The sequence below is a fragment of the Kitasatospora sp. NPDC089913 genome, from assembly GCF_044748625.1.
GTDB lineage: Bacteria > Actinomycetota > Actinomycetes > Streptomycetales > Streptomycetaceae > Kitasatospora.
Window position 1 is genome coordinate 612,489 of record NZ_JBIVGI010000001.1, and the last position, 12,901, is coordinate 625,389.

The 12,901-nt window shown below is 73.4% G+C and carries 8 protein-coding genes; 6 read left to right on the forward strand and 2 right to left on the reverse strand.

What is annotated here, in order from left to right:
• Positions 1-188 precede the first annotated feature (188 nt).
• The 5 genes from polA (at position 189) to ACIPYS_RS02760 (ending at position 7,463) form a co-directional block, all read left to right on the forward strand.
• Positions 189-2,870 (forward strand): DNA polymerase I, encoded by a 2,682-nt coding sequence (gene polA, locus ACIPYS_RS02740; protein ID WP_400742846.1) that lies wholly within the window; start codon positions 189-191, stop codon positions 2,868-2,870.
• 114 nt (positions 2,871-2,984) lie between these two features.
• Positions 2,985-3,671, forward strand: coding sequence for a hypothetical protein (locus tag ACIPYS_RS02745; RefSeq protein ID WP_400742187.1), 687 nt, complete (start codon positions 2,985-2,987; stop codon positions 3,669-3,671).
• A 450-nt stretch (positions 3,672-4,121) separates the two neighbouring features.
• Positions 4,122-5,252: a DUF3103 family protein gene (locus ACIPYS_RS02750; protein WP_400742190.1), complete on the forward strand. Its 1,131-nt coding sequence runs from the start codon at positions 4,122-4,124 to the stop codon at positions 5,250-5,252.
• A gap of 105 nt (positions 5,253-5,357) precedes the next feature.
• Positions 5,358-6,131, forward strand: coding sequence for a GNAT family N-acetyltransferase (locus ACIPYS_RS02755; protein WP_400742193.1), 774 nt, complete (start codon positions 5,358-5,360; stop codon positions 6,129-6,131).
• Positions 6,132-6,995: 864 nt separating this feature from the next.
• A complete protein-coding gene (locus ACIPYS_RS02760) occupies positions 6,996-7,463 on the forward strand; it encodes an NUDIX domain-containing protein (RefSeq protein WP_093862455.1) in 468 nt (155 codons plus the stop codon).
• Positions 7,464-7,493: 30 nt separating this feature from the next.
• Here ACIPYS_RS02760 and hrpB read toward each other — a convergent pair whose 3' ends face one another.
• Together hrpB and ACIPYS_RS02770 are read right to left on the reverse strand one after the other, a co-directional pair.
• Positions 7,494-10,022, reverse strand: coding sequence for an ATP-dependent helicase HrpB (gene hrpB / locus ACIPYS_RS02765; RefSeq protein WP_400742197.1), 2,529 nt, complete (start codon positions 10,020-10,022; stop codon positions 7,494-7,496).
• Positions 10,023-10,026: 4 nt separating this feature from the next.
• Positions 10,027-10,881, reverse strand: coding sequence for a class I SAM-dependent methyltransferase (locus ACIPYS_RS02770; protein ID WP_400742200.1), 855 nt, complete (start codon positions 10,879-10,881; stop codon positions 10,027-10,029).
• A gap of 414 nt (positions 10,882-11,295) precedes the next feature.
• Here ACIPYS_RS02770 and rpsA point away from each other — a divergent pair, with 414 nt between their 5' ends.
• The gene (gene rpsA, locus ACIPYS_RS02775) at positions 11,296-12,786 is read left to right on the forward strand and encodes a 30S ribosomal protein S1 (protein WP_030307517.1); all 1,491 of its coding nucleotides are present in this window, start codon (positions 11,296-11,298) and stop codon (positions 12,784-12,786) included.
• Positions 12,787-12,901: the final 115 nt, after the last annotated feature.

Consider the following 12,901-nt stretch of genomic DNA (forward strand, 5'->3'; position numbering starts at 1 on the left):
CCGGAGTGGCGCCCGGGGTGCGAGCGCACCCGCGGGGCGCCCGCCCCCGGCATGCCCCTTTTGTCAGTGGCGGGCCCTAGGATCGGTGGCCGGTAGTGGAATCGGCAGGAACGGACGTTGACGTGGCTACGCAGAGTACGGACAAGGGCGCGGCGGGTGGTGGCGGAGCCGGATCGCGGCCCCGCCTGATGCTGCTCGACGGGCACTCCATGGCCTACCGGGCGTTCTACGCGCTGCCCGTGGAGAACTTCAACACCTCCACCGGCCAGCCGACCAACGCGGTGTACGGCTTCGCCTCGATGCTCGCCAACACCGTCCGGGACGAGGCGCCCACCCACCTCGCGGTCGCCTTCGACCTCTCCCGCCAGACCTTCCGCTCGGTCGAGTTCCCCGACTACAAGGCCAACCGGGCCAAGACCCCGGACGAGTTCCGCAGCCAGATCGGGCTGATCGGCGAGCTGCTCGACGCGATGCACGTGCCGCGGCTGACCGCCGAGGGCTTCGAGGCGGACGACATCATCGCCACCCTGGCCACCGCCGCCGAGGCGGCCGGCTACGACGTCGACATCGTCACCGGCGACCGCGACTCGCTCCAGCTGGTCACCGAGCACGTCACCGTGCTCTACCCGACCAAGGGCGTCTCCGAACTGACCCGCTACACCCCGGAGAAGGTCGCCGAGAAGTACGGCGTCACCCCCCGCCAGTACCCGGACCTCGCCGCCCTGCGCGGCGACCCGTCCGACAACCTGCCCGGCATTCCCGGCGTCGGCGAGAAGACCGCCGCCAAGTGGGTCAACCAGTTCGGGTCCTTCGACGAACTCGTCGCCCGGGCCGACGAGGTCAAGGGCAAGATCGGCGAGAAGCTGCGCGAGCACCTCGACTCGGTCAAGCGCAACCGCGTCCTGACCGAGCTGGTCCGGGACGTCGAACTCCCGCTCGGCGTGGCCGACCTGGCCCGCGCGCCGTTCGACAGCCAGGCCGTCACCGCCCTCATGGAGACGCTGGAGTTCCGCAACGCCAACTTCCGCGACCGCGTCCACGGCATCGACCCGGCCGCCGCCGAGCCCGAGGCCGCCGAACTCGCCCCCGGCGTCGAGGTCGACGGCGAACTCCTCACCGACCCCGGCACCCTCGCCGCCTGGCTGCGCGAGCACGCCGCCGACAAGACCCCGGTCGCGCTGGCCGCCGTCTACCGGTGGGCGCTCGGCAGCGGCGAGGTCACCGAGGTCGCGCTCGCCGCCGGGGAGACGGCCGCCTGGTTCGACCCGGCGCTGCTCGCCGAGGAGGACGAGCGGGCCTTCGCCGGCTGGCTCGCCGACCCCGCCGCCCCCAAGGCCCTGCACATCGCCAAGCAGGTCATGCGGGCCTTCGCCGAGCGCGGCTGGACCATCGAGGGAGTCGTCGCCGACACCGCCCTCGCCGCCTACCTCGAGAAGCCCGGCCGCCGCACCTTCACCCTGGAGGTGCTCGCCGAGGAGTACCTCGCCCGCTCGCTCACCCCGGCCCCGGCCGCCGAGTCCGGCCAGCTCGCCTTCGACGCCCCGGAGGAGGACCCGACCGCCGGCGCCCAGGCGCTGATGCTCCAGGCCCGCGCCGTGCTCGACCTCGCCACGCTGTTCGACACCCGCCTCGCCGAGGTCGGCGCCACCGGGCTGCTGCGCGACATGGAGCTGCCGATCGCCGCCCTGCTCGCCCGGATGGAGCGCACCGGAATCGCCGCCGACCGCGACTGGCTCACCGGCCTGGAGGCGCAGTTCGCCGCCGAGATCCAGCGCGTGGTCGAGGAGGCGCACGCCGCCGCCGGCCACGAGTTCAACCTCGGCTCGCCCAAGCAGCTCCAGGAGATCCTCTTCGGCGAGCTGGCGCTGCCCAAGACCAAGAAGATCAAGACCGGGTACACCACCGACGCCGACGCGCTCACCTGGCTCGCCACCCAGACCGACAACGAGCTGCCGGTGATCCTGCTGCGCCACCGCGACCAGGCCAAGCTGCGCACCACCGTCGAGGGCCTGCTCAAGACGGTCTCCCCGGCCGGGCGGATCCACACCACCTTCAACCAGATGGTCGCCGCCACCGGCCGGCTCTCCTCGCAGGACCCGAACCTGCAGAACATCCCGGTCCGCACCGAGGAGGGCCGGATGATCCGCCGGGCCTTCGTGGTCGGCGAGGGCTACGAGTCGCTGCTCACCGCCGACTACTCGCAGATCGAGCTGCGGATCATGGCCCACCTCTCCGAGGACGAGGCGCTGATCGAGGCCTTCGCCACCGGCGAGGACCTCCACACCACCGTCGCCTCCCAGGTCTTCGAGGTCCCCGGCGGCTCCGTCGACGCCGAGATGCGCCGCAAGATCAAGGCGATGTCCTACGGCCTCGCCTACGGGCTGTCCGCCTACGGGCTCTCCCAGCAGCTCGGCATCAAGCCGGCCGAGGCGCAGGGTCTGATGGACACCTACTTCGAGCGCTTCGGCGGCGTGCGCGACTACCTGCACCGGGTGGTCGAGGAGGCCCGCGCCACCGGCTACACCGAGACCCTGCTCGGCCGCCGCCGCTACCTGCCGGACCTCAACAGCGACAACCGCCAGCGCCGCGAGATGGCCGAGCGGATGGCCCTCAACGCCCCGATCCAGGGCTCCGCCGCCGACATCGTCAAGATCGCCATGCTGCGGGTGGACGAGGCGCTGCGCACGGCGGGGCTGGCCTCCCGGATGCTGCTCCAGGTGCACGACGAAATCGTGCTGGAGCTGGCCCCGGGCGAGCGCGAGCCGGTCGAGGCGCTCGTGCGCGAGCAGATGGCCGGCGCCTACCCGCTGCGGGCCCCGCTGGACGTCTCGGTCGGCGTCGGCGTCAACTGGGAGGTCGCGGCGCACTGACGTTCCGTCAGGCCGTGGTGCGCTGACGTTCCGTCAAATCGCCCCGGGCGGAGCTTCGTCGAAGTGACGCCCGGGGCCTTTCCGGCGCCGGGGAGCGGTCCTACCCTGGCGGGTATGCCTGCCGACGAGGTGCTCCGCCCCGGCCGTGACGGGGCCACCGTGGACCTGGTGTTCGAGCCGGGCGGAGGCTCCTGGCCCGCCGCCGCGCTCCTGGTGCTGCGCGCCCTCGTGGTCCTGCCCGCCACGGGTGTCGTCGCCCTCCCGGTCGGTGTGATCGTCGTGGTGGTCGCGGTGATCATCGGTGCCACCTTCGCGGCCGCGGCGACCGTCTGTGCGCTGCTGTGGCTGTCCGGCGCGCTGGTCCTGTGGGTGCTCTTCGCGGTCGCCGAGCTGCGCTCGGTCCGCCGGGTGCAGTTCGCCCCGGCCCGGGCCCCGACCGAACTGCGGTTCGTCCTGGGTGCCCGCACCGGCGCCTGGGCGCCGATCTCCGACCTGCGGCACGTCCGGCTGGACGAGTCCGTGGAGGAGCCCTACGAGGGCGACCCCGCGCCCGCCGCCCGTACCCTCGCCATCACGGTGGTGACCTCGACCGGCGGCGAGGGCCCGCACAGTGCGCCGAAGGGCACCGACGCCGACGCGCTCCACCGGTCCCTGGAGGACCTGCTCGGCCCGGCCGGCGTGCGCGTGGTGCGCCGCACCGAACGCCGCGTCCGGCGCAAGCCCCCGGTCCCGTCCGGCGGCTGGGTGTACGGCGGCTCGGGCTCGGCCAACTCGGGCGGGGGGTTCTCCGGGGGCGGGTGAGCCCGTCGCCGCCCGGCGAACGGCGCGGAAAATCCCCGTGGCGGTTCGTCCGTCCACCGCTCACCGGACCGGCCCGGCCGCCCCCGCGGGCGCGGTGCCCGCGGACGCGTCGCCCGCCGTCGTCCCTGCCGCCGATGCCCCGCCGGAGCAGCGGTCCTGAGCGTCGGCGGCGGGGTGCCGGCCGTCGCGCCGGTGTCCGTGGGGCCGGACGGTCGCCGGGTTCCGCCGGTCCGGCGCCGCGGCACCGGGGGGTTGATGCCACGTCGGGAAGGCCGTTCACTTGTCATGGCGCCGCCGTCCTTGATCGTGGGCACGGCACCACCCGCTCCGACGCCCCACCGCCCACGGCTCCCGATGCTTCGACGCCTCACCGCTCCGACGCCTCACGGCTCCACGGTTCCACCGCTCCACCGCTCCGACGCCTCACCCGACGAGTCTGGAGATCCCCTCATGTCCCAGTCCCGCCTGCGGCGCGCCGTTGTCGCGCTGACGGCCCTGCCCCTGCTCGCGCTCGGCGCGGGCCAGGCCGTGGCCGCCCCGACCCCGGCCCCCGCCCCCGCCGCCACCTCGAAGGTGACCGCGATCGAGGACGAGGTGGCCCGCACCCTCGCCGCCTCCCTCGCCGACCCCGCCCTGCGCGAGCGCCTGCGCTCCGCCACCGCCGCCGCACCCGCCGGCGCCGAACTCGCCCCGCTGGCCGCCGGCCTGTCCGGCGCCGCCGCCCGCGGTCTCGCCGCCACCACCGCCCGCGCGGACCTCGGCGTCGCCGCCGCCAAGGGCCTCGGCGCCGACCTCGGCCCGCTGCTGCGGGTCCAGCTGGCCGACCCGTCGATGCGGGCCGCCCTGGACGCCGGCGCCGCGCCGCTGGTGGCCACCGCCGGCACCGACGAGCACGCCCGCACCGTCCGCGCCTACGACACCGCCGGCCGGGCCTGCGCCCTCGACGCGGCCACCCTGCCCACCCGCCCGGTCTACCTGGTCGACATCGACACGGCCAAGGCGCTGAACGCCGGGATCGACCTGCTCCAGCGGGAATTGGCCGCCCGCGGCGTCGGCTCCGCCGCGTCGGCCCCGGCCGCGGTCCAGGCCGCCGGCTGGTGGGGCACCAAGATCACCTCCGTCCGGGTGAACGACGACGAGGAGCCCTGGTTCAAGGGCGCCGCCGAGATGTTCAGCCTGCTCTCCGGCTTCGGCCAGGACGGCAAGGTCCGCGTCGACTCGGTCGCCATGCCGTACCTCCAGTACGACGGCACGACCTACTACCCGAACCAGATCCTGGTCAACTGGTCGAACTACAAGTACAACCTGGCCGACGTCGTCCTGATGGAGGACGACGGCGACACCAACTACCTGGCCCTCGCCCAGGCCGTCGCCGCCGTCCTGCTCACCATCGCCGACCAGGGCGCCTACATCCCGCTGGTCAACGCCGTCCTCGCGGCGCTGCCCTCGTCCTGGTGGACCGACGACCCGGACTACGTGGAGTCCTGGTACACCCTCGCCCGCACCAGCACCGGGCAGCTCAACGGTGCCCGGGGCAACGGCTGGATGACCGTCGAGCCCTACTGGGTCAGCCAGCTCTGACGTCCCGGCAGGCCGGGCCGGCGCAGCGCGTCGCCGCACTGCGCCGGCCCGGCCACCATTGATCAACCCGTGTCACGGAGTCGGTTTCGTACTACCGTGAGCACGATGACCATGGAATCCGACTCGACCGACCGGCCCGCCTCCCCGGCCGCGGCACCGCTGCTCCAGGCCCGCAACTCCGCCGCCTTCTGGGCGGCGACCGGCCGGAGCCGGGGACACGAGGTGATCCGGCGCCGCGGTCTCCTCGCCGTCGCCGGTGACGAGCGCGCGGGCCTGCGGATCCTGATCCAGGAGCCCGACCTCGACCCGGACGAGGTCGCCGAGGTGGGCGAGCTGCTCCGCCGGGCCGTCGGGCCGGTGACCGTCGAGGACCCGTTCAGCTCGACGGACCTGGGCCACCTGGGCATGCGCACCTGGCAGATGCCGGTCATGCTGCGCCCGCCCGGCCCCGTCGACGCCCCGGCACTGGACGTGATCCGGGTCCGGACTCCCGAGGACCTCCGGGCGGCCGAGCGGGTCGTGATCGAGGGTTTCGAGCTGGACGGCTTCGAGCCCCACCGCCCCGGTGAGCTCTTCCCGGAGGCGCTGGTCGAACACCCGGGTGTGGACGTGTTCCTCGCCTCGATCGACGGTGTCACCGCGGGCGCCGGCGTGAGCGTCGTGGCCGGCGGCGTCGCCAGCCACTACTGGATCGCCACCTCCGCGTCCTTCCGCTCGCGCGGCGTGGGCCGGGCCGTCATGCTCGGTGCCCTCGCCGGGGTGGCGGACCTCCCGGCCACCCTCACCGCCTCGAAGCTGGGCAGGCCGCTGTACGAGTCGCTGGGGTACACCGTCGCGGCCCCCTCGACCTGGTGGTCCGCGCCCTCCGGGACGGCGTAGCGCGGGGCGCGCCCCTGCCCTCCGGCCGAGGAGGAAGCATGCATGCCCGGGGGACTGCTCTTCCATCGGGCCGACGACGGTCCGACAGCGACAGGAAGGGGCGGCACCCTTCGTCGACCCGGCCGGCGGAAGGCTCCTCCCGCGCTGGACGCACGGTGTTTCGGTGGGTGGGGAGTTGGTGTTCCACCGGGCGGGGCCGGGGTGATGGCGACCGGCCGGATCGACAGCGAAGGCGTCTGCACCGGGCCGGCGGAGGACGGCCTGGGTGCCGACCGGACCACCGTCGTCGCCCTGACGGCCTGAGCGCCGGAGCCGCTCTCGGGTCGAGCGCCTCGCGTGGGAAGTCGGAGCGGCCGACTTCCCGCGGGAAGGGGACGTCGGGCCACTTCGCGTCGGCCCGGGCGTCGAGATCGACCGCGAGGACGGCGTCGATGCAACTCGGTGGCCGCGCAGGAAGTCGACGGGGTCGACTTCCTGCGCGGAGCGCCCATCTGAGGGTGGCTCGGGTCCGGTGGCGGGTGACGGTGCGCAGGTCATGGGTGGGTGGCGGGTGAGCGGGTGGGCGGATGGACTTTGCAAAGTCTGGTGAGACTTTGCAAAGTCCCCTCGAGGCAGGGAAAACGGGGGTTCAGAGCACTTTGCAAAGTCCTGCTGGCACTTTGCAAAGTGCTTTGCAAAGTGCTCTCCGGGGCCGGGGCGGCCGTGCGTGGGGGCACGGCCGCCCCGGCGGGCGCGGTGCTCGGCGGGCGCGGCGGCGAGGCAGGGGGCGCGTCCGTGCTCGGCTTTCCGGCGGAGGCGTGGTAGTCGTGCGTACGGGCTGTCCGCTCCGGGTGGGTCCGGGGCGGCCGACGGAGGCGGGTGGTTGTGGCCAGGCGTGACTACGAGGACGATCCGGACGCCCCGGAGGTCAACTCCCTCGTCCCGGCGGCCTCGGTCGTCGTGGTCGACGACGCGGGCCGTGTCCTCCTCCAGCGCCGCACCGACAACGGGATGTGGGCCCTGCCGGGCGGCGTGATGGAGATCGGTGAGTCGATCGCCGGGTGCGCTGTCCGGGAGACGTGGGAGGAGACCGGCATCGAGATCGAGATCACCGGGATCGTCGGTACCTACACCGATCCCCGTCATGTCTTCGCGTACGACGACGGCGAGGTCCGCCAGGAGTTCTCCGTCTGCCTTCTCGGGCGCCCGCTCGGCGGGGAGTTGCGGGTGTCCGGCGAGTCCCACGAAGTGGCGTGGTTCGCGCCGGACGGGACGGACGGGCTGCCGATGCGCCCGAACATCCGCAGGCGGTTGGCCGACTGGCGCTCCGGCGCGATCCCCGTGGTGCGTTAGCCGCGCTTCGGCGGACCGGGGACTCCCCGGCTACTTCCTGGCGTTGGTGCGCCTGGTCGGCTCGGCCGTGGTCGGGTCCTCGGGCCAGGGGTGGCGGGGGTAGCGGCCCCGGAGATCCGCTCTGACGGCGTGGTAGCCGTTCTTCCAGAAACCCTCCAGATCACCGGTGACGGCGGCGGGCCGGCCGGCGGGGGACAACAACTGCACGGTGAGCGGGACGCGTCCGCCGGCCAGGGCCGGGGCGGCCTTCCAGCCGAAGAGCTCCTGCAACTTCACCGACAGCACGGGGCGACCGGTGCTGTAGTCGACCCGGATCTTCGAGCCGGTGGGCACGGTGATGCGCTCGGGGGCCAACTCGTCGAGGCGGCCGGCCTGGCCGCTCGCCCAGGGGAGCAGGCGTTGCAGGGCGTCGGTCGTGTTGATCCTCGCCAGGTCGGCGCGGCGGCGGGCTCGGGACAGCTCGGGTTCCAGCCACTCCTCGGAGCGTTCCAGCAGGGCGGAATCGGAGACGTCGGGCCACGGGTCGCCGATGGCAGTGTGGAGGAAGGCGAGGCGTTCGCGCAGGTTGGACGGGAAGGTCAGCAGGGCGCTCACGCCCTCGCGGGTGAGGCCTTCGAGGACGGCCGCCCGGACGAGAGCGGCGTCGGGGCGCTCGAGTGGCTTCTCGGCGAGTTCGACGGCGCCGAGGGCTTCGACCCGGCGGGAGACGACCTCGCCGTGACGGGTGTCCCAGTGGACCTCGGCGCGGGAGGCGAGGAGCGGCGCGCCGGCGAGCAGGGCGGTCTCCTCGTCGAGGGCGGCGGCGTGCAGGATCCGGGCCGAGTGCGCGCCGGCCGGGCGGTCGGCCGCCGCGACGGCGAGCCAGGGGAGTGAGCCCAGGGTGGTGCCGGGGGCGAGTTCGGCGGCGGTGCCCGAGGCCATCAGGTACGGGCTGCGCTGGCCGGGTTCGGGCCGCTCGACCCTCGCGCGGGCGATTCGTTCGGGGAAGGCCAGGGCGACGACGAGGCCGACGGCGGTGGCGTCGTCCAGCGCGGTGGCGGGTTCGTCGGAGGTGGCGCGCAGCAGGCGGCGGACTTCGTCGCGCCAGCGGCCCGCGTAGGGGTCGCGGGAGGCCTTCACCGCGCGCCACACCGCGCCGAGGTCGTCCCCCAGCGCCCGCGGCGGCTCCTCGGAGAGCAGCGCGACCACCTCGGCCGCCCGCCGGGCCCCCACGGCGGGCGCGCCGTCGACCAGGGCACGGGCCAGCCGCGGGTGCAGCCCGGTGCGGGCGAGCCGCCCGCCGCGCTCCGTCGCCCGGCCGTCCGCGTCCACCGCCCCGAGGGCGAGCAGCGTCTCCCGGGCGGCGGCCATCGCGCCCGCCGGCGGGCGGTCGGGCAGGGCGAGTCCGGTGGCGTCCGGGTCGCCCCACACGGCCGCCCGGAGGGCGAACGACGTCAGGTCGGCGAGCGCGATCTCGGGGGTCGGGAAGCGGGCGGCGCGGGCGTCCTCGGCCTCGTGCCAGCAGCGGTAGACGGTGCCGGGCGCCTCGCGGCCCGCGCGGCCGGCGCGTTGGCGGGCGGCGGCGAGCGAGGCGCGGACGGTGACCAGGGCGGCGAGCCCCCGGGCGTGGTCGGTGCGGGGTTCCCGGGCGAGTCCGGCGTCGACCACGATCCGGACCCCGGGCACGGTGAGCGACGACTCGGCGACGGCGGTGGACAGGACGACGCGGCGGGAGGCGGAGGGAGTGAGCGCGGCGTCCTGCACGGTCTGCGGCGCACGCCCGTGCAGCTGCAGCACCTCGGCCGGTGCCCCGCCCAACTGCCCGGCGACCCGGGCGATCTCGCCGACACCGGGCAGGAAGCAGAGCACGTCCCCCTCGCGTTCGTCCAGGGCCCGCCGCACCGTCGCCGCGACGTGGTCGAGCAGGGCGAAGTCCACCCGGGTGCCGTGCGCGGGCCGGACGGCGCGCGGCGGCGGCGCCCACACCACCTCGACCGGGTGCGAGACACCGTGCGCCTCGACCACCGGCGCGCCGTCCAGGAGTTCGGCCCAGGCCGCGGTGTCGGAGGTGGCGGAGGCGCAGACGATCCGCAGCTCGGGCCGCAGGGCGGCGCGGACGTCGAGCAGGAAGGCGAGCGCGGTGTCGGCGTCCAGGTGGCGTTCGTGGCACTCGTCGAGCACGACGACGTCGACGCCGGGCAGCTCCTGGTCGCGCTGGAGGCGTTGCAGCAGCACGCCGGTGGTGACCACCTCGACCGCGGTCCCCGGGCCGACGCGGCGCTCGCCGCGCACGGTGTACCCGACCTCGCGGCCCACGGAGGAGCCGAGCAACCAGGCCATCCGGTGGGCGGCGGCCCGGACGGCGAGCCGGCGCGGTTCGGCGACCAGCACCCGGCGGACGGGCCGGCCGTCGTCGAGCAGTCCGGCGAGGGCGAGCGGCACCAGGGTGGTCTTGCCGGTGCCGGGCGGTGCGGCGAGCACGGCGGTGCCGGGCCCGTCCAGCGCCTCGTGCAGCGCGGGCAGGGCGGTGCGGACCGGCAGGTCGCGCCAGGCCGCCCCTGCTGATCGGTCGAGTGGCAAGGTGTCAGCCCCGTTCGGCGACGAAGATCGCGGTGCCGGGGATGAGTCGCCCGCGCAGCGGGGACCAGCCGCCCCAGTCCTGCTCGTGCCCCTCCGGCCACTCGGGCTCGACGAGGTCGACCAGCCGGAAGCCGGCGGCGACGAGTTCGCGGACCCGGTCGCCGAGGGTGCGGTGGTGCTCGACGTAGCTGGCGCGGCCCTGTTCGTCCTCCTCCACGTACGGGGTGCGGTCGAAGTAGGAGGAGACCGCGGTGAGGCCCTCGACGCCGGGTTCGTCGGGGAAGGCCCAGCGGACCGGGTGGGTGACCGAGAAGACCCAGCGCCCGCCGGGCCGCAGCACCCGGTGCACCTCGCGCATCAGGGCCTCGGTGTCGGCGCTGAACGGGACGGCTCCGTAGGCGGAGCAGGCGAGGTCGAAGGCGCCGTCGGCGAACGGGAGGACGGCGGCGTCGGCCTGGACCACGGCCACGGGTGCGGTGCCGCGGGCGAGGTCGATCCGGCGGGAGTGCTGGAGCTGGCGGTAGGAGATGTCGAGGGCGACCGGGCGGGCGCCGCGGGCGGTCAGCCAGCGCGAGCACTGGGCGGCGCCGGCGCCGATCTCCAGCACGTCCTTCCCGGCGACCTCGCCGAGCAGGCGGGCGTCGGCCTCGTCGAGGCCCTCGGGGCACCAGGTGAAGCGGTCGTCGCCGAGGAACTCGCCGTGCTCGTCCTGGTACTCGTCGGCGTTGCGGTCCCACCAGTGGCGGCTGGCACGGCTGCTCTCGCCGGCGCCGGCGGACCTCCTTACCGCGTCGTCGCCGTCCTCGTCAAGATCGTCGGGCTCGGGGAGGGGGGTGCCGGTCACGGTGAGAAGGCCCATCGCGTAGGGTGTCGTCTGCGGAAGCGCCGCTGTCGCGATCCGGTCCGAGAGGGCCGGGATCCCGGCGGTGGCATCCGGGGAAGGGGTCCCTTCGGCCGCCACCTCGCGGTGCGCAATCGGAGGATATGGCCTGTTCCATGCCGGGCTCCACCGTCTTGCCGTTGTTGGCGTTGACCGTGCCTGGCCGTCCCCGTATGCTACAAGTTGCGCTGCGGGCCTGCGCGCCTCGGACGGAGCAGGTCGCGCTCGCATCTGTCGAAGACCCCACGGTCGCAAGACGGACGCCGATTCTCCCGTGCTGCGGGATTCCCGGTGCTCCGTGTTCTTGGCTGTCCGGCTTTCGGTGGGAGCGATACGGGCCCTCCGCGTGGCATTACCTACGACTTTCATGTCCGTACCGGAGCCCTTTTCCTAATGACGAGCCCCACCGACTCCTCCCTCAGCACCACCCCGCAGGTCGCGCTGAACGACATCGGCGACGCCGAGGCGTTCCTGGCCGCGATCGACGAGACCATCAAGTACTTCAACGATGGCGACATCGTCGAGGGCGTCATCGTGAAGGTCGACCGTGACGAGGTCCTCCTCGACATCGGTTACAAGACCGAGGGCGTCATCCCGTCCCGCGAGCTGTCGATCAAGCACGACGTCGACCCGCACGAGGTCGTCGCCGTCGGCGACAACATCGAGGCCCTGGTTCTCCAGAAGGAGGACAAGGAGGGTCGTCTCATCCTGTCCAAGAAGCGCGCTCAGTACGAGCGTGCCTGGGGCACGATCGAGAAGATCAAGGAAGAGGACGGCATCGTCACCGGTACCGTCATCGAGGTCGTCAAGGGTGGTCTCATCCTCGACATCGGCCTCCGTGGCTTCCTGCCGGCCTCGCTCGTCGAGATGCGTCGCGTCCGCGACCTCCAGCCCTACGTGGGCAAGGAGCTCGAGGCCAAGATCATCGAGCTGGACAAGAACCGCAACAACGTGGTCCTGTCCCGCCGTGCCTGGCTGGAGCAGACCCAGAGCGAGGTCCGCCAGACCTTCCTCACCACCCTGCAGAAGGGCCAGGTGCGCTCCGGCGTCGTCTCCTCGATCGTCAACTTCGGTGCCTTCGTGGACCTGGGTGGCGTCGACGGCCTGGTGCACGTCTCCGAGCTGTCCTGGAAGCACATCGACCACCCGTCCGAGGTTGTCGAGGTCGGCCAGGAGGTCACCGTCGAGGTTCTCGACGTGGACATGGACCGCGAGCGCGTCTCCCTGTCGCTGAAGGCGACCCAGGAGGACCCGTGGCAGCAGTTCGCCCGTACCCACCAGATCGGCCAGGTCGTTCCGGGTAAGGTCACCAAGCTGGTTCCGTTCGGTGCGTTCGTCCGCGTGGACGAGGGCATCGAGGGTCTGGTCCACATCTCCGAGCTGGCCGAGCGCCACGTCGAGATCCCGGAGCAGGTCGTCCAGGTCGGCGACGAGATCTTCGTCAAGGTCATCGACATCGACCTCGAGCGTCGCCGCATCAGCCTCTCGCTGAAGCAGGCCAACGAGGCGCTGGGTGCCAACCCGGCCGAGGTCGAGTTCGACCCGACCCTCTACGGCATGGCCGCGTCGTACGACGACCAGGGCAACTACATCTACCCGGAGGGCTTCGACCCCGAGGCGAACGACTGGCTGCCCGGCTTCGAGAAGCAGCGCGAGGAGTGGGAGCGGCAGTACGCCGAGGCCCAGACCCGCTTCGAGCAGCACCAGGCCCAGGTCATCAAGAGCCGCGAGGCCGACGCGGAGGCCGCTGCCGAGGGTGGCGACGCCGTTGCCGCCGCGGCCGGTGGCTCCTACTCGTCCAGCAGCGACGAGGGCTCGGGCGCCCTGGCCTCCGACGAGGCCCTGGCCGCCCTGCGCGAGAAGCTGGCCGGTGGCCAGAGCTGAAGCTCTGACCCCGCCGCTGTGGCTGATTAGCTCCGGCTGATCAGAACCCGGCGTCATCGATGGACCCCGCTCGGTTTCCGAGCGGGGTCCATTGTTTTTCGGCCTTCATTATCTG